Here is a 17,433-nt window from a genome sequence, read left to right as displayed (position 1 = left end):
ACGCCAGCTTGGCCATGTGTTCGGCCGAGCTGGCAGCGATCTCGGTGTCGGGCCTTTTGGGGGTGCTCAGGCGGCTGGGCGGCCGCGGCTTGGCTTGAAGGGCGCCATGCCCTGGCGGGCGAGCAGGTCGGCCTTTTCGTTCTCGACATTGCCATCATGGCCGCGCACCCAATGCCACGCCACGTCGTGCCGCTTCAGGGCCTCGTCGAGCTGCTGCCAGAGATCGACATTCTTCACCGGCTTCTTGTCGGCGGTCTTCCAGCCATTCTTCTTCCAGCCGTGGATCCAGCCGGTGATGCCACCCTTCACATATTGTGAATCCGTGTGAAGGTCGATCTTGCACGGCCGCTTCAAGGCTGAGAGCGCTTCGATGGCGGCGGTCAGTTCCATGCGGTTGTTGGTGGTCTCGGCCGCACCGCCGCTCAGCTCCTTGGTCTGGCCGCCAAAGACCAGCACGGCGCCCCAGCCGCCGGGGCCGGGATTGCCGGAACAGGCGCCGTCCGTCCAGATCTGGACACGTTCTTCGTCAGTCATTCACCGATACCATAGGCGCGGATATCCGCGACGGATTGATGGAAGCGCAGCTTGCGCCAGTATTCGAGCGGATCCTTGGGCGCGACCAGCGCGCCGGGCGGCACGTTGAGCCAATCATAGAGCCGCGTAAGCAGGAAACGCAGGGCCGAGCCACGCGCCAGGATCGGCAGCGCCGCGAGTTCCTCGTCTGTGAAGGGACGGACCCTCTGATAGCCGCCGAGCAGGGCCCGCGCCTTCGTGACGTTGAGGGCGCCGTCAGCCTCAAAACACCAGGCATTCAGGCAGATGGCAGCGTCATAGGCGAGGAAATCGTTGCAGGCGAAATAGAAGTCGATCAGCCCGGAGAGCTGGTTCTTGAGAAAGAACACATTGTCCGGAAAGAGATCGGCGTGGATGACGCCTTTCGGCAGACCGCTCGGCCAGGCGCGCTCGAGGAAATCCAGCTCCTCTCGGATCGCGTCGACAAGGCCGAGCAACACGCTGTCGCCTCGCTCCACGGAGCGCTCGAAAAGCGGCCGCCATCCCTCGACTGAAAGCGCGTTGCGGCGGGTTAGCGCAAAGCCTTCGCCCGCGAGATGCAGGTCTGCGAGCGCTGTCCCGACCGCCGCGCAATGCTCGACGCGTGGCCGGCGGATCCACATGCCCTTCAGGAATGTGACAATCGCCGCCGGCTTGCCGGCCAGGGTGCCGAGCGCCTCGCCGGCACGATTGCGCACCGGCTGCGGGCAGGTCAGGCCGCGCGCAGAGAGATGCTCCATCAGGCCGATGAAGAAGGGCAGGTCGCGCGGATCAACGCGCTTTTCATAGAGCGTCAGGATATGCGGGCCAGTCTCGGTGACGACGAGATAGTTGGAATTTTCCACGCCCTCGGCAATGCCCTTGAAGGAGAGCACGGCGCCGATGTCGTAGCCCGAAACGAAGCGGTCGATCTCGTCGTCCGCGATCTCTGTGTAAACGGCCATTCTGGGATCAGGCCGCTGCCGGCCGGAGTTCGCGCGGCAGATTGAAGGCGATCGTCTCCTCCGCCGTCTGCACCACCTCGACCTTGACGGCGTAGCGCGCGGCAAAGGCGTCGATGACCTCTTCGACCAGCACCTCGGGCGCCGAGGCGCCAGCCGTCACGCCGACACGGCGGATGGCGCCAAGCGCGGGCCAATCGATATCGCTGGCACGCTGGATCAGCACCGAAACCGGGCAGCCCTCGCGTTCTGCGACCTCGCGCAGCCGTTGCGAATTCGACGAGTTCGGCGCTCCGACGACAATCATCGCGTCGACCGACGCGGCGATGCGCTTGACCGCATCCTGCCGATTGGTCGTCGCGTAACAGATATCTTCCTTGTGCGGCGCCGTGATCGCCGGAAAGCGCTCCATGAGCACCCTGACGATCGCGGCCGTGTCGTCGACCGACAACGTCGTCTGCGTGAGATAGGCGAGCGCTGTGGGATCGCGCGGCTGAAACACCGCGGCATCCGCTACCGTCTCGATGAGCGAGACGGTGCCCGGCGGCAGTTGGCCCATTGTGCCGATCACCTCGGGGTGTCCGGCATGGCCGATCAGCACGATCTCGCGGTCGCGCTTAAAATGAATCTGCGCTTCCTTGTGCACTTTCGACACCAGCGGGCAGGTCGCATCGAGAAAGAACATCTGCCGCGTCCGGGCCGCTTCGGGCACGGATTTCGGGACACCATGCGCCGAGAAGACGACCGGCTGGCCATCATCAGGGATCTCGTCAAGTTCCTCGACGAAGACGGCGCCCTTGTCGCGCAGGCTGTCGACGACATAGCGATTGTGCACGATCTCGTGCCGGACATAGACCGGCGCGCCAAACTTCTTCAGAGCCAGCTCGACGATTTGGATTGCCCTGTCGACGCCAGCGCAGAAGCCGCGCGGCGCGGAGAGCAGGACATCGAGCGGCGGCTTCTCGAATTCGGACATCAGCGGTTCTTCCGGCGGCATGAGCGGAATAGAGGGAGCGAAGGGGGCCATGTCAAGCGGCAACGATCGGCCGCCGGAGGCCGCCGTCGCCACGTGCAGCCGCCCTCACGCGATCATCGCCTCTTCCTCGCGGAAGAGCAGGCCGCCCGCTTCGACGGCCGTCATCGCCGGACCGAACAGCTGGCCGGAGGCGAATTCGCAGCCGATATCGTAGAGATCGAGCGCGTCGTCGTCGTTCTCGGCGCCCTCTGCCATAACGTCCATGTGCAGATCATGCGCGAGGGCGACGATGGCACGCAGGATCACGCGATTCTGCTTGGCAGTCGGGCCGCGCACGAAGCTCTGGTCGATCTTCAGCGTGTCGAAGGGGAAGCGCTGCAGATAGCTGAGCGAGGAGTGGCCGGTGCCGAAATCGTCGATCGTCAACCCGGCGCCGAGCTCGCGTACCCGGGCCAGCACCTGCACGGCGTATTCCGGATTCTCCATCACCAGGCTTTCGGCGAATTCGAGCTTCAGCGAGCCGCGCTGCACCGCGGCGCGCGACAGCACCGATTTGACGTCGTTGATGAGGTCATGGCGCAGCAACTGGCGGCTGGAGACATTGATCGAGACGAACAGCGGCACATGCGGGCCGAGCTGCTCCTGCCAGTCTGAGAGCTGGCGCGCTGCCTTGTCGAGGACGAAGAGGCCGAGCGGCGCCATCAACCCGTTACGTTCGGCCAGCGTCAGGAATTCGCTGGCCGGCACGCGGCCATGCTTCGGATGGTCCCAGCGGACCTCCACCTCGAAGCCCGCGACGGTCCGATCCTCAAGGCGCACTACCGGCCTGTAGAGCACCTTGATCTCCTCGCGCCCGATAGCGCGGCGAAGATCGGCCTCGAGCGTCAGCGTGTCCGTGCCGTTCTGGCGCAGCGCCGGGCGGAACGCCTCAATGCGGTCGCCGCCGAGGCGCTTCGCGCAATACATCGCGATCTCGGCATCCTTGAACATCGAGACCGCGTCGTGCTGCTCGGCATCATGCATGGCGATGCCGATCGAGGCCGTCAGGAAGATCTCCTTGTCGCCGAACGAGATCGGTGTCCGAAGGGCGCGGCGAACGCTGTCAGCGAACCCGGCTATCCGCTCCGGCTCGAATTCCGAGAGCAGCATGAAACCGAACTGGTCGCCGGAGAGCCGGGCAAGCGTGTCCTGCGGCTTCAGCAGCCGCGACAGCCGTCGCGCGACGGTCAGAAGGATAGAATCGCCGACCGAAAGGCCGAAATTGTCGTTCACATGTTTGAAGCGGTCGATGTCGAGCAGGAAGACGGACGGCTGTGCCGCATCCTCGACCTCAGCGCGGATAAGCGCGCTGGAGAGGCGATCGAGGAACAGTTCCCGGTTTGCGAGGCCGGTCAGATTGTCGTGCACGGCATCATGCAGCAGCCGTTCCTCGGCTGTGCGTTCTTCAGTGACGTCGCTCATGGTGCCGACGCAGCGCAGGACCTCGCCGTCCGAGCCGATCACCGGCCGGGCGCGGAGATGGAACCAGCGATAATGGCCATCCTCCGAACGCAGGCGGAAATCCTGCGCGATGCGGCCGCGGCGTTGCTCGATGACTGCGTCGAGCGTCGCCTTGAAGCGGTCGCGATCGGCCGGATGCAGCACTTCGAGCCAGTCGCGCGCCGGACCTTCCAGCGTGCCGTGCTTGAGGCCGAGCAGGTCCTCGGCATCCGTGCCGGTCAGGATGCGGTCGCGCGCAACATCCCAGTCCCAGACGATGTCGCCGGCTCCGACCAGCGCCAAGGCGCGGCGCTCCGTTTCGCCGATCGCGCCCTGCACGATCGTGCCGCCGGCAAAGGCGTGCTGCATGACCGTGAAGCCTATCAGCAGGACGATCAGCACGAGGCCGCCATTCAACGCCGGCTGGATCACGTCATTGGCGAGGCTGCCGGTGACGGTCAGATAGGCGCCGAACACCCACACCATCAGCAAGACCCAGGTCGGGATCAGCATGATGGCGCGGTCGTAGCGATGCAGCGACAGATAGACGATCACGATGAAGCCGACCGCCACCGTGGCGCCGAGCGACATGCGGGCGACGCCGGAGGCTATCCCCGGCTCAAAGACAGCCACGCCGAGCAGGATCATCAGGCCGACCAGCCAGGCGATCGTCGCGTGACTGTAGCGCACATGCCATCGATTGAGGTTGAGATAGGCAAAAGTGAAGATCAGCAGCGCCGCCGAAAGCAGCACCTCCGCGCCGGCGCGCCACATCTTGTCGTCGCCGGGCGCGATCTGGATCACCTTGTTCCAGAAGCCGAAATCGATGCAGAGATAGATCAGCACCGACCACGCGAGCGCCGCGGTGGCGGGGAACATCGCGGTGCCCTTGACCACGAAGACGATGGTCAGGAAGAGCGCGAGCAGGCCCGAAATGCCCAGCACGATGCCGTGATAGAGCGTGAAGGAATTGATGCTGTCCTTGTAGGCGTCCGGATCCCACAGATAGAGCTGCGGCAGGTTCGGCGTCCGTAATTCCGCGACGAAGGTCACGACGGCGCCGGGGTCGAGCGTGATGCGGAAGATGTCGGCTTCCTGGCTCGCCTGGCGCTCGGGGGGAAAGCCCTGGCTCGGCGTTACCTGCGCGATGCGCGACGCGCCGAGATCGGGGATGAGGAGGCCGGAATTCACGAGGCGGAAATGCGGCGCCACCAGCAGGCGGTCGATCTGCTCGTCGCCATTGTTGGACAGCGCGAAATAGGCCCAGTAGGAGCTGCCGCCGTTCTCGTTCGAACGCACCTCGATCCGGCGCACGATGCCATCGGGACCAGGCGCCGTCGACACCTGGACACGGTCCGAGGGATCGCGCGAGGCATAGTCGATGGCCTTGGTGAGATCGAGCGTCTTGCCGTCGAGCGGCACCGTCAGCGCGTCGAGCGCCAGGGCCGGCGAAACCGTCCCGGCAAACACGAACAGCACCAGACCGATCGCAGCGACGATACGGTTAAGCGACAATAACACCTCCTGCAGGCCGTCGAGGAGTACTATCCCGGGCCTTGTCAGTCCAAGGGTTTTTCGGTTGGCCACAGCGCAGCCGCCGAAGCGACACCCCTGCCGTCACGGGCGGGGATCATCGCTCACGATCGCGAAAAGCAGGTGATCCTGCCAGCGACCGTCAATGTTGAGATACCGCCGTGCATAGCCCTCGCGGGTGAATCCGGCTTTTTCGAGAAGGCGGATGGAAGCGGAATTGTGCGGAAGGCAGGCAGCCTCGAGCCGATGCAGCTTCAGCGTGTCGAAGACGAAGGGGATGACAGCCTTGACCGCGGCCGTCATCAGGCCCTTGCCGGCATAGCGCTCGCCCATCCAGTAACCGAGCGAGCAGGACTGCGTCACGCCACGGACGATGTGCGACAGTGTCAGGCCACCGACGAGGTTGAGGTCGCCGGTGCGGAATACCAGGAACGGATAGCCGGTCGCTTCCTGCATTTCGCGTTGGTAGCGACGCAGCCGCCGCCGGAAGGCTGGCTTGGTCAGGTCGTCGATCGGCCAGACCGGTTCCCAGGGCATCAGGAATGAGCGACTGGCGCCGCGCAGTTCACTCCACGCCGCGTAGTCGGCCATGCCAGGGCTGCGCAGGATCACGGTGTCGGTCGAGATGACCGGCGCCGGCTGAAACGGGACGACTGAGCGCAGGAATTCCATCGCCCGCGTCTGTCCTAAGCTGCGACCGGCGAGCCCAGACGCTGGGATATCCTGCTGCGATCGGCGAGCTTGTCGATCGGGCCTATGGCAGCCAGCGTCGGCGGGCTGCCGGTAAAGATCATCTGGGCGAGATCCCGCAGCTTGGCAACGCTCACCCCGTCGATCCGGGCGACCAGTTCGTCGACGGCGATCGGCCGTCCGAACAGCAGGATCTGTCGCGCAAGCTGGCCCGCGCGCGCCGCCGGGCTTTCGAGGCTCATCAGGAGGCTCGCCCGCATCTGCGCCCGGGCGCGGGAAAGCTCCTGCTCGGAAATGTCATGGCTCGCCCGCTCGAGCTCGCCGATCAGCACCGGCATCAGCTCCTCGATATCTTCGGCGCCCGTCGCGGCATGGATGCCGAAGAGGCCGGTATCGGCGAAGCTCCAGTGAAACGAATAGATCGAGTAGCAGAGGCCGCGTTTTTCGCGCACTTCCTGGAAGAGCCGTGAGGACATGCCGCCGCCGAGCAGCGAGGCGAGGATCTGCACGGCGTGGAAATCCTCGGACGCGTAGGGCAGTCCCTCGAAGCCGAGCAGGATCTGCGCTTCCATCAGCTTGCGCCGTTCGCGAACGTCGCCGCCGATATAATGCGCCGCCTGGGCGTCCGGCAGCGGCGTCGAGGGCAAGCCCGCGAAGCGGTCCTCGGCGAGCGACACCAGCTTGGCATGATCGACGGCGCCTGCTGCTGATAGGACCATCGACGGGCCGTGATAGTGGCGATCGAGATAGGAGGAGAGGTGTTGCGGACGCGTGCCGCGCACGGTCTCCTCGGTGCCGAGAATGGTGCGGCCGAGCGGCTGGTCGGGAAACGCCCCCTCGATGAAGAAATCGAAGACCCGATCCTCTGGCGTATCGAGCGAGGCGCCGATCTCCTGCACGATGACGTGCTGCTCGCGCTCCAGCTCATGGGGATCAAAGGCCGAATTGCAGAGGATGTCGGCAAGGATGTCGACGGCCAGCTCTGCGTCCGGCTTCAAGATGCGAGCGTAATAGGACGTCGTCTCGACGGATGTCGCGGCATTCACCTCGCCGCCGACCGCCTCGATCTCTTCGGCAATGTCGGTCGCCGAGCGGCGCGCCGTGCCCTTGAACGCCATGTGCTCCAGGAGATGCGAGATGCCATGCTCGGACGAGGATTCGAGCCGCGAGCCGGCTCCGACCCATACGCCGAGCGCGGCGCTTTCGAGGTGGTCCATCGCATGGCTCGCAACCGTGAGCCCGGATGGAAGCTTGGTCACCTCGACGCCCATCAGCGGCGAACCGCGCTGTATCGGGTCATGTTCCAGCCCTTTCCTCAACCGCTCGTGCGCGCGCTTCAACGAAGCGGGCAACGGCTTCTGTATCGTTGGGGAGGACCGAGAAATGCTCCTCCCGGTCCATGAAATCGCCGAGCCAGGCCGGCAGTTCCGGCTTCACGCCCGTTGCCGCCTCGACAGCGGCGGGAAACTTCGCCGGATGGGCCGTCGAGAGCGTCACCATGGGCGTCGGAGATGGATCAACTCGGCCAGCGACCGTGAGCGCGACCGCCGTATGGGGGTCGGCGAGATATCCGGTTTCCGCGAGCAGGCTGCGCATCGTCGCGGCGGTGGCCGCTTCATCGGCACGGCCGGCCTCGAATTCGCCGCGGATCGCGGCAAGCGCTGCCGGCGGGACAGTGAAGGCGCCCGATTGTGTGAGGCCGCCCATCAGCTGCCGCACGGTGCCGGCATCGCGGCCGGCCGCTTCAAACAGCAGCCGTTCGAAATTCGAGGATATCTGGATGTCCATCGACGGCGAGGTGGTCGGCACCACTCCGGTCATCTCGTAGCGTCCGCTTGCGAGCGTACGGGCAAGGATGTCGTTGGAATTCGTTGCGATGACGAGCCGCTCGATCGGCAGGCCGATGCGCTTCGCGACATACCCGGCGAAGACGTCGCCGAAATTGCCCGTCGGCACCGTGAACGACACGGCACGATGCGGCGCGCCAAGCGCGAGGCCCGCAGTGATGTAATAGACGACCTGCGCGACGATGCGCGCCCAGTTGATCGAATTGACGCCGGAAAGCGCCACGCGATCGCGAAATTTCAGATCGTTGAACAGAGATTTGACGATCGCCTGGCAATCATCGAACGACCCTTCGACAGCGATGGCATGGACATTCGCGTCGGCAGCAGTCGTCATCTGGCGCTGCTGCACCGGGGAAACGCGGCCCTTCGGGAACAGGATAAAGATGTCGGTCGCCTGACGGCCGCGGAATGCCTCGATCGCCGCGCCGCCAGTGTCGCCCGACGTAGCGCCGACGATCGTCGCGCGGCGGCCGCGCACGGTGAGGACATGGTCCATCAACCGCGCCAGCAACTGCATGGCGACGTCCTTGAAGGCCAGCGTCGGCCCGTGGAAGAGTTCGAGAATGAAGGCGTTTGGCCCCGTCTGCACCAGGGGGGCGACGGCCGGATGACGGAATGTGGCATAGGCCTCGCGGCAGAGCCGAGCCAGCAGCGCGTCTTCGATCTCGCCGCCGACAAACGGTCGGATCACCGTGAAAGCGACCTCGTCATAAGGCCGTCCGGCAAGGCGCGCGAGCGCGTCGGAGCTGAAAGACGGCCAGGTCTCAGGCACATAAAGGCCGCCATCGCGTGCCAGACCGGCGAGCAGGACATCGCAAAAGCCGAGCTGGGGCGCGGTGCCGCGCGTGCTCACATATTTCACGGAACTCGAAACCTCCACAAACCGCTCCCTGACGAAGCGGCCGAACCGGCACCCTATCGCCGCGTGCCGTGACCGGCAAGCTTGGACCGCTGCGCCCTGGCTGCGCAAAGTCGCTCTGCCACCAAGTCGCCAAAGATTGATCGGACTGTTATAGAGGTCGCGCTTCAGCGTCGAGGAATAATCGGAAATGCAGTCTTCGTCTGTCCGCGACTCGCTCCTTGCCAGATCGCCTTCCATCGTCGCCATCGCTCTTTCGGCGGCTATGCTCGCTGCCTGCAGCAGCATCGGCGGCGGATCGGGCGTGGGTGATGCCACCGTCGATGGCACCGCTCCCGCGCCGGCACAGGGTAGCGGCAATGTCCTCGCCAACGCGCTGTTCGGCGGCCCGAGCGCGGGCAAGGCCGGCGCCGTGGTGCTCGATCCGAACGACTACCAGAAGACCGTCGCGCTCTGCCCGCCCGTTTCGATCCGGCCCGGCACCGAGCAGATGACGGCGCTGTCCGCTGGCGCCAAGCCCGATCCGATCACCGGAGCGCCCCCGCCGGTCACCTACCAGTCGTCGATCGTCAAGACCGCGCGCGAATGCCGCGCCACCGAGGGTGGCGTCGCCGTCAAGGTGGGCGTCATCGGTCGCACGGTGGCAGGTCCAGCCGGCAAGGCCGGAACCATCACGGTGCCGCTGCGCATCGCGGTGGTCCAGGGCACCGACAAGATTCTCAAATCCGAGCTATTCAAGATTCCGGTCACACTGACCGAGCCGAACCTTTCGACCGATTTCACCAAAATCTACGATCAGATCGTGCTGCCGATCGCGCCCGGCAATTCGGACTACCGCATCTATGTCGGCTTCGACGATGCGCCGGTGAAGTCGGCTCGTCGCTGAGCTATTGCGCGGCCCTGAAGCGATTGCGCCGCATGCAGCCTTGCTTGACTGCGGCGCAGCGCCCTCTACACTCGTCAGCAGGTTGGGTCTCCGTCGCGATCCAGCTGAAGGGCGCTGCTTGCAGCGCCTTTTGACGACCGCCGGGAGAGACCGCCGGGGCCATCGCCCTGACGGCGCCGAAGGAGCAACCGCCCCGGAAACTCTCAGGCTCAAGGACCGGACGGTCGGCGACGCTCTGGAAAGCAGTCTGTTCGCAAGAGCAGGCTCACCGAAGGAGCAACCATGCGTGCCTTAAGGGCGCATGGGAAATCTCTCAGGTTCTCGGACAGAGGGGGCGCGGCAGGTCCGGTTTTCGGACAGGCCGTGCATTGGAACCCCGTCCGAGGAGCCTCTGATGGCGCATGCCTCCGAAGCCGACACCACCGTAGCGAGCCTCAGCGAGACGCCCCTTGCCGATCTTCACAGGAAGCTCGGCGCGCGCATGGTGCCGTTCGCCGGTTATTCCATGCCGGTGCAATATCCGACGGGAATTCTGACTGAGCATAACTGGACGCGCGAGAAGGCGGGCCTTTTCGACGTTTCGCATATGGGCCAGTGCTTCCTGGTTGGCCCTGATCACGCCACGACGGCGAAGGCGCTCGAAGCGCTGACGCCCGGCGACTTCCAGGGGCTTGGCCTCGGGCGCATTCGCTACACGCTGTTCACGACGACGGAAGGCGGCATCATCGATGACCTGATGGTGACCCGGGCGGCCGATGCCGGCGCGGACGGGACGTTGTTCCTCGTCGTGAATGCGGGCCGCAAGACGGTCGACTATGCCCATCTTGCCGCGAATCTTCCTGAAGATGTCGAGCTTGTCGTGGCCGAGGACCGGGCGCTGCTCGCGCTGCAGGGTCCGCTCGCAGCAGCCGTCATGGCGCGGCTTTGTCCGGCCGCTGCCACTATGGGCTTCATGACCGCGATCAGCGCCGCGATCGACGGCATCGACTGCGCGATCAGCCGCTCCGGCTATACCGGCGAGGATGGCTTCGAGATTTCCGTCGACGCGGACAAAGCGGAAGCTCTGGCAAGCAGGCTGCTCGCCGAGCCCGAAGTCGCGCCGATCGGCCTTGGCGCACGCGATTCGCTCCGGCTCGAAGCCGGGCTATGCCTTTACGGTCACGATATCGACGAGGCGACATCGCCCGCGGAAGCCGATCTCGGCTTCGCGATCGGCAAGCGTCGCCGCGCTGATGGCGGCTTTCCTGGCGCGGGGCGCATCCTCAGCGAACTAGCCGACGGTCCGCCGCGCCTTCGTGTCGGCATCCAGCCGGAGGGCAGGGCGCCGGCCCGCGAAGGCACTGAGATCCACGATGCCACCGGGACGCTGATTGGCCTCGTCACATCGGGCGGCTTTGGGCCGACCGCCGGCGGACCGATCGCCATGGGCTATGTCAGCGCCGACAGCGCCGCGCCGGGGACGTCGCTGACGCTTATTGTTCGCGGCAAGCCTCTGGCTGCGCGCGTCGTGCCGCTGCCCTTCGTGCCGCACCGCTATTTCCGCAAATCCGCTTCCTGACATCTCTCAAGGGGACACGCCTCCATGGCCACCTACTTCACCAAGGACCATGAATGGGTCCGCGTCGACGGCGATATCGCAACGGTCGGCATCTCGGACTATGCCCAGTCGCAGCTCGGCGACGTCGTCTATGTCGAGCTTCCCGAGGTCGGCAAGCAACTCGCCAAGGGCGACGAGGCGGCTGTCGTCGAATCGGTCAAGGCAGCGAGCGAAGTTTTCGCGCCGATCTCCGGCGTGGTCGAAGGGATCAATGGCGGCCTCGTCGATCAGCCGGCCAAGATCAACGAGGCGCCCGAGAGCGAGGGCTGGTTCCTGAAGCTCATCATCGCCGACAAGGGCGAACTCGCCGGCCTAATGGACGAGACCGCCTACAAGGCCTTCCTCGAGACGCTGTGAACCGGGCTGGAAGCTGAGCCTCTCCCGCAAGGGAGGGGCGGCGGCGTGCCGACTTGCCTGCGAAGGATATCTCCATGCGCTATCTGCCCCATTCCGAGGCCGACCGGGCGGCAATGCTCGCCACCATCGGCGTCGGCTCGATCGACGATCTCTTTTCCGATATCCCGGCCAATCTGCGCGTCCATGGCCTCGATCTGCCGCACGCGGCGGGCGAGCTCTCGGTCGAGCGGACGCTTGGTCGCCTCGCGGCGAAGAACGTGCCAGCCTCCACGGTGCCGTTCTTCGTCGGCGCCGGCGCCTACAAGCATCACGTGCCTGCGACGGTGGATCATCTCATCCAGCGCTCGGAGTTCCTGACCTCCTACACGCCGTATCAGCCGGAGATCACGCAGGGCACGCTGCAATATCTGTTCGAGTTCCAGACGCAGGTCGCGCATCTGACCGGCATGGAGGTCGCCAACGCCTCGATGTATGACGGCTCGACGGCTACCGCCGAGGCGGTGCTGATGGCCCATCGCGTCACCCGGCGGAAGAAGGCCGTGCTATCCGGCGGGCTGCATCCGCATTATCGCGCGGTCGTCGAGACGACTTCGGCGATGGCGTCGGACCTCGTCGAAGCGCTGCCGGCCGATCCCGACGCCGCCGAGGATATTCTCGCCCGCATCGACGCCGAAACCTCCTGCGTCGTGGTGCAGTCGCCCTCCTTCTACGGTCATCTGATCGACCTCGCGCCGATCGCCGCCCGGGCGCATGAGGTCGGAGCGCTGCTGATCGCCGTCGTCACCGAAGTGGTGTCGCTCGGTCTCGTCGAGTCGCCCGGTGCGCAGGGCGCCGATATCGTCGTCGGCGAAGGGCAGTCGATCGGCAACGCGCTTTCGTTCGGCGGGCCCTATGTCGGCCTTTTCGCGGCCCGCGCCAAGCATGTGCGCCAGATGCCCGGACGCCTTTGCGGCGAGACCGTGGACGCCGAGGGCCGGCGCGGCTTCGTGCTGACGCTTTCGACTCGCGAGCAGCATATCCGCCGCGACAAGGCGACATCGAATATCTGCACGAATTCAGGCCTTTGCGCGCTCGCCTTCACGATCCATATGACGTTGCTCGGCGAGGCGGGATTGACGCGGCTCGCCCGCATCAATCACGCGAACGCCGTCAAGCTCGCGGAATCTCTTGGCGAGCTTCCCGGCGTAACCCTCTTGAATGACTCGTTCTTCAACGAGTTCACGCTGCGCTTGCCTGACGATGCTGCTTCGGTCGTCGAAGCGCTGGCGGCGAAGGGCATTCTCGGTGGGGTGCCGGTCTCCCGGCTCGAACCCGGCAATGCCGCTCTCGCCAATCTGCTGCTGGTCGCGTCGACCGAAATGAACACGGACGAAGACCGCGCTGCCTTCGTTGCCGCGCTGAAGGAGGTGCTGGCATGACCATGAACACGCAGGGCCGTCCCACCGATGCCGGCAGTGCCGGGACTTCCTCGACCGATACCTTCACCGGCAATCGCGGCCTCCAGATCGAGGAAGCACTGCTGTTCGAGGTCGGCCGTCATGATGTGACCGGCGTCGATCTCGACGAACCCGTGGCCTTTGCGCCGCGCCTCGGCAAGCTGGCCAGGACAAGCGCCATCGACCTGCCGGGCCTCTCGGAGCCCGAGGCGATGCGCCATTATGTGCGCCTCAGCCAAAAGAACTACGCCATCGACAGCGGCCTCTATCCGCTCGGCTCCTGTACGATGAAGCACAATCCGCGTCTCAACGAGAAGGTCGCGCGCCTTGGCGGCTTCGGCGACATCCATCCGCTGCAGCCGCTCTCGACTGTCTCCGGTGCCGTCGAGCTCATGGCGGAGCTCGGCCGCTGGCTGATCGAAATGACCGGCATGACGAGCGTGGCGCTCTCGCCGAAGGCCGGCGCCCATGGCGAGCTTTGCGGCATGATGGCCATCAAGGCCGCGATTGCGGCGCGTGGTGAAGCTCGCGATATCGTGCTGGTGCCGGAATCGGCGCATGGCACCAATCCCGCCACGGCCGCGCTGATCGGCTTCAAGGTGGTCACGGTGCCGGCCCGCCCGGATGGCACCGTCGACCCGGCGGCGGTCAAGGCGCTGCTCTCGCCGCAGGTCGCTGCGATCATGCTGACCAATCCGAACACTTGCGGGCTGTTCGAGCGGGACGTGGTCGAGATCGCGGCGGCGATCCACGCGGCTGGCGCCTATTTCTATTGCGACGGCGCCAATTTCAACGCGATCGTCGGCAAGGCGAAGGTTGGCGAACTCGGCGTCGACGCGATGCATATCAACCTGCACAAGACCTTCTCGACGCCGCATGGCGGCGGCGGTCCGGGCGCGGGCCCGGTGGTCTTCTCCGAACGTCTCGCGGCCTTCGCGCCGCTGCCCTTCGTGCGCATCGATGCGGACGGTCCGGTCCTTGTCGAGGACGAGGCGGCCCTCAAGTCCGGTGAGCAGCCCTTCGGGCGCATGGTCGCGTTCCATGGCCAGATGGGCATGTTCGTGCGGGCGGTCAGCTACATGCTCTCGCATGGCGCCGACGGCCTGCAGCAGGCCTCCGAAGATGCCGTGCTCAATGCCAACTATGTCCGGGCCGGTCTTCGCGACGTGATGAGCCAGCCATCCGGCGACCGCACCTGCATGCATGAGGTGCTGTTCGACGATCACTTCCTGGATGGGACGGGCGTCACCACGCTCGATTTCGCCAAGGCGATGATCGACGAGGGCTATCATCCGATGACGATGTACTTCCCGCTCGTCGTCCATGGCGCGATGCTGATCGAGCCGACGGAATCGGAATCAAAAGCCTCGCTCGACCTCTTCATCGCCACGTTGCGCCATCTGGTGATGCGGGCGAAGGCCGGCGATGTTGAGCGCTTCCGCGAGGCGCCGCGCTTTGCCCCGCGCCGCCGGCTCGACGAGACCCGAGCCGCCCGCGCGCCAAAGCTGAAATGGGAACGGCCGCAGCCTCTCTCCGAGGCGGCGGAGTAACAAGGCAATCGGCGTCTCTCTCCGTCCTCAAGACGTGAGGGAGAGGCCAGCCTCTATCCGGCGATCCTAAGTCGTGTGCCCAGGAAGCCCGCGGCCGAGACGCTGTCGCAGATGTCCGTCCATTGACAGCCGCCGCAGCCGATGCGCGTCGTGCCGGCGGCAAAGGCATCCCGCATCGCGGCCAGCATGTCGGCGTCAAGGGCGAGGCGCGCGCCAGTATCGAGCTTTTGGCCGATCAGTGCTGAGACGGCGGCCGCCGCGGCGGCGTCGCGTTCGATCACGCTCTCATTGTGGCAGTGAGTATCGGGCGCATCGACGACCGGGCCGCAGATGTCGTCGGGCCCGGCCACCATGAGGATGTCCTCGCCCGCGCCGAGCCGTTCCGCGATGCCGTCATAATTTCGGCAGAACGCCTCAGAATAGCCCTTGCCGACATAGGTCAGCATGCAGAGCAGGTGATGGGCGCGGAGGCGAACGGTCATCGGCGTCGACGCGCCTCGCTCAATCCTCGAGGCCGGACCATTCGGCGAGGGCAGCAACGATGGCCGGCAGGTCCGACATGCGGTTGATGACGGTCTCAGCGCCGGCCGCCGTCAGGGCGTCGGCATGGCCCGGCCAGGAATGCGACCCGCCGGTGAAACCGACGACGCGCATTCCGGCCGCCTTGGCGCCGTGGATGCCATGCGTCGAATCCTCGATCACCACGCAGGTCTTTGGATCGACGTCGAACTCCTTGGCGGCGTGCAGGAACACGTCGGGCGCCGGCTTGGGGCGCTTGTCGGCAACGGCGACAGCCGAGAAGATATAGGGGCGGAAGCGGTCCCAGAGCTTGGTGCGCGTCAGCGAAATCTTCAGCCGCTCCGGCGAGGAGTTCGAGCAGATGCAGCGCTGGTAATCGAGCCGGTCGAGCATTTCATGCACGCCAGGGATGATGTCCAGCTCCTTGGCGAGCCGGCGGTCGAGTTCCTGGTCGGTCTTCTGGTGGAAGCCATCCGGCAGCTGATGGCCGAGATCGGCCTCGATGATCCGGGCGATCCGGTCCCAGGTGAGGCCGGCGAAGCGATGCGACATCTCGTCGACCGAAATATCGTAGCCAACTTCCTTCAGCCGTTCGCTATCGACGCGGGAGGCGAGGATCTCGGAATCGACGAGCACGCCGTCGCAATCGAAAATGACCAGCATGGGAGAGATGTTCCGTGATGAGTTGCGGCTGCGTCCTATCAGATCGCAGCCGGCCTGTCTTCGCCCGATCGGCGCCGAACTGCGCCTTATTCGGCCGTGAACGGCACGCTCGCGAACACCGCCTTGCCGTCACCGGCGACATAGCGAAGCTCGTAGCTGCCGGGCTCGGCAGGCACGGTTACCCGTACGCTGGCCATGTCGGGACGAATGCGCGACATGGTCACATGCTCGGAGGAGGCCATGCCGGCGCGGGCAATGACGACGTTGTCGAATCGGGCTCCGGGCCCGGTCCATGCCACATCGATGCGCGTCCCGACCGGCGCCGATGACGGCGCTTGCAATGTCACGGCGGGCGGGTCGACGGTGAACTGCACCTTGGCCGCCGTGCTGTTGTCGGCCGCGGAATGGTAATGGACCTCGTAGAGCCCCGGCTCCAGTGGCGCATCGAGCGACACCGGCTTGAAGTTATGCCTGACGGCGACGCTGGCGAGCTTGGTCTCGCCATTTGCCGGCGTGATCCATATCTCATCGGAGTCGGCGGCCGGACCCGTCCACGCAACCGTCATCGGCGTTCCAGCCGGGATGCGTGCCGGAGCGGAAACCGTCACCGGGCGCATCGCGACGTCGAGGACGCGCGTCGCCAGCACGGCGTTGAGTTCGGGATGGTAGTAACGCAGCTCGTAAGTCCCGGCTTCCGTGGGCGCCGTCAGGCGCCGCTTCCTGCCATCGGGCGAGGCGAGCACGCTGCGAATCTCGGAGCCGGGCGGCAGGCCGGGCCAGGAGATCTGGATGCGGTCGTCCTTGTCCTTGGGTCCGTCATAGCCGACCTCGAATACATCCGACTGCACGACCTTGGCCGGTGCATCGAGCGAAGCCGAGGGCAATGTCGCGGGCGGAGCCTTGGCGCTGGCAAGCGCTGCCGTCAGTCCGCCGGCGAGGTCGGTCCCGTCCTTGGCATTCAGGAACTTGCCGCCCGTCTTCTCCGCGATGCAAGCGACGCGGGCGCTGTCCGCATCATCAAGGCCGAGACCGATCACCTCGATCGTCAGGTCGCGCGCCTTCTGCTTGAGTGATTCCGCGAGAACGCAGGGATCGGCATCGCAAGCCTCGATCTTGTCGACGAAAACGACGATCGTCGCGCGCTCTTTGCGGTAATCCAGCGCGTTGGCCGCCCGCTCGAGCGCCACGGCAAGGGGCGCCTTGCCGCGCGGCGCCAGCGCGGCGGCTGCCTGCGCGACGGCGTCATTGCCGTTCTGCTGAGGCTTCACCACGACAGCAGCGTCGGAACAACTCGTCTTGCTGACATTGCCGAAGGCGAGCATGCCGATCTTCGCCTCGGTCGGAAAATCGGTGACGGCGCTCGCGACTGCATCGGCAACGAGATCGGCCTTCCGATCGCGGCCGAGCTTTCCAGCCATCGAGGCGGAAGAGTCGATCACCAGCATGGCACTATCGGCCAGCGCCGGCGCCGCCAGGAGTGTCAGGAGCAGGGCGGTCAGGATGGGAAGGCGGGCAGTCATCGGGGCCTCGGTCATGCCAGTCGTTTCG

General features: G+C 65.5%; 15 protein-coding genes and 1 riboswitch. Of the genes, 5 read left to right on the top strand and 10 right to left on the bottom strand.

All coding sequences use genetic code 11. The features are described 5' to 3' along the window. Positions 1 to 66 precede the first annotated feature (66 nt). The 7 genes from rnhA to thrC form a co-directional block, all read right to left on the bottom strand. Positions 67 to 534: a ribonuclease HI gene (gene rnhA, locus BUB39_RS02570; protein WP_073051465.1), complete on the bottom strand. Its 468-nt coding sequence runs from the start codon at positions 532 to 534 to the stop codon at positions 67 to 69. Next, positions 531 to 1,496 (bottom strand): homoserine kinase, encoded by a 966-nt coding sequence (locus tag BUB39_RS02565; RefSeq protein WP_073051464.1) that lies wholly within the window; start codon positions 1,494 to 1,496, stop codon positions 531 to 533. Before BUB39_RS02565 ends, rnhA begins: the two co-directional genes overlap by 4 nt. Positions 1,497 to 1,503: 7 nt before the next feature. Then, positions 1,504 to 2,469, bottom strand: coding sequence for a 4-hydroxy-3-methylbut-2-enyl diphosphate reductase (gene ispH / locus BUB39_RS02560; RefSeq protein ID WP_073052701.1), 966 nt, complete (start codon positions 2,467 to 2,469; stop codon positions 1,504 to 1,506). 105 nt (positions 2,470 to 2,574) lie between these two features. Further along, positions 2,575 to 5,463, bottom strand: coding sequence for an EAL domain-containing protein (locus tag BUB39_RS02555; protein WP_073051463.1), 2,889 nt, complete (start codon positions 5,461 to 5,463; stop codon positions 2,575 to 2,577). Positions 5,464 to 5,565: 102 nt separating this feature from the next. Next, a complete protein-coding gene (locus BUB39_RS02550; protein ID WP_073051462.1) occupies positions 5,566 to 6,153 on the bottom strand; it encodes a GNAT family N-acetyltransferase in 588 nt (195 codons plus the stop codon). 14 nt (positions 6,154 to 6,167) lie between these two features. Next, the gene (locus BUB39_RS02545; protein WP_073051461.1) at positions 6,168 to 7,442 is read right to left on the bottom strand and encodes a M16 family metallopeptidase; all 1,275 of its coding nucleotides are present in this window, start codon (positions 7,440 to 7,442) and stop codon (positions 6,168 to 6,170) included. Between the two features lie 25 nt (positions 7,443 to 7,467). Beyond that, the gene (gene thrC, locus BUB39_RS02540) at positions 7,468 to 8,880 is read right to left on the bottom strand and encodes a threonine synthase (RefSeq protein WP_073052700.1); all 1,413 of its coding nucleotides are present in this window, start codon (positions 8,878 to 8,880) and stop codon (positions 7,468 to 7,470) included. Between the two features lie 187 nt (positions 8,881 to 9,067). Between thrC and BUB39_RS02535 the strand changes: the two genes are divergently transcribed. From BUB39_RS02535 to gcvPB, 5 genes are all read left to right on the top strand, one after another. Next, complete coding sequence (locus BUB39_RS02535) at positions 9,068 to 9,763, top strand: hypothetical protein (protein WP_073051460.1); 696 nt, start codon at positions 9,068 to 9,070, stop codon at positions 9,761 to 9,763. Between the two features lie 225 nt (positions 9,764 to 9,988). Further along, a riboswitch (glycine riboswitch) is annotated at positions 9,989 to 10,102 on the top strand. A 55-nt stretch (positions 10,103 to 10,157) separates the two neighbouring features. After that, positions 10,158 to 11,321 carry a glycine cleavage system aminomethyltransferase GcvT gene (gene gcvT, locus BUB39_RS02530; protein ID WP_073051459.1) on the top strand — a complete coding sequence of 388 codons (1,164 nt, stop codon included), beginning with the start codon at positions 10,158 to 10,160 and terminating at the stop codon, positions 11,319 to 11,321. 24 nt (positions 11,322 to 11,345) lie between these two features. Further along, positions 11,346 to 11,717, top strand: coding sequence for a glycine cleavage system protein GcvH (gene gcvH / locus BUB39_RS02525; RefSeq protein ID WP_073051458.1), 372 nt, complete (start codon positions 11,346 to 11,348; stop codon positions 11,715 to 11,717). 74 nt (positions 11,718 to 11,791) lie between these two features. Next, the gene (gene gcvPA, locus BUB39_RS02520; protein ID WP_073051457.1) at positions 11,792 to 13,135 is read left to right on the top strand and encodes an aminomethyl-transferring glycine dehydrogenase subunit GcvPA; all 1,344 of its coding nucleotides are present in this window, start codon (positions 11,792 to 11,794) and stop codon (positions 13,133 to 13,135) included. Further along, entirely contained in the window at positions 13,132 to 14,703 is a 1,572-nt protein-coding gene (gene gcvPB / locus BUB39_RS02515) for an aminomethyl-transferring glycine dehydrogenase subunit GcvPB (RefSeq protein WP_073051456.1), read from the top strand. The genes gcvPA and gcvPB overlap by 4 nt, the downstream gene beginning before the upstream one ends. A gap of 53 nt (positions 14,704 to 14,756) precedes the next feature. On the opposite strand, the gene BUB39_RS02510 is transcribed toward gcvPB, so the two are convergent. The 3 genes from BUB39_RS02510 to BUB39_RS02500 form a co-directional block, all read right to left on the bottom strand. Beyond that, entirely contained in the window at positions 14,757 to 15,185 is a 429-nt protein-coding gene (locus BUB39_RS02510; RefSeq protein ID WP_073051455.1) for a DUF1284 domain-containing protein, read from the bottom strand. A 19-nt stretch (positions 15,186 to 15,204) separates the two neighbouring features. Then, positions 15,205 to 15,885 (bottom strand): HAD family hydrolase, encoded by a 681-nt coding sequence (locus BUB39_RS02505; protein WP_139251317.1) that lies wholly within the window; start codon positions 15,883 to 15,885, stop codon positions 15,205 to 15,207. 86 nt (positions 15,886 to 15,971) lie between these two features. Beyond that, positions 15,972 to 17,405, bottom strand: coding sequence for a vWA domain-containing protein (locus tag BUB39_RS02500; protein WP_175561707.1), 1,434 nt, complete (start codon positions 17,403 to 17,405; stop codon positions 15,972 to 15,974). Positions 17,406 to 17,433: the final 28 nt, after the last annotated feature.

The sequence above is a fragment of the Kaistia soli DSM 19436 genome (assembly GCF_900129325.1).
Classification (GTDB): domain Bacteria; phylum Pseudomonadota; class Alphaproteobacteria; order Rhizobiales; family Kaistiaceae; genus Kaistia; species Kaistia soli.
The sequence above is the reverse complement of the archived record's forward strand: the minus strand, read 5'-3'. Positions and strand labels throughout refer to the sequence as shown.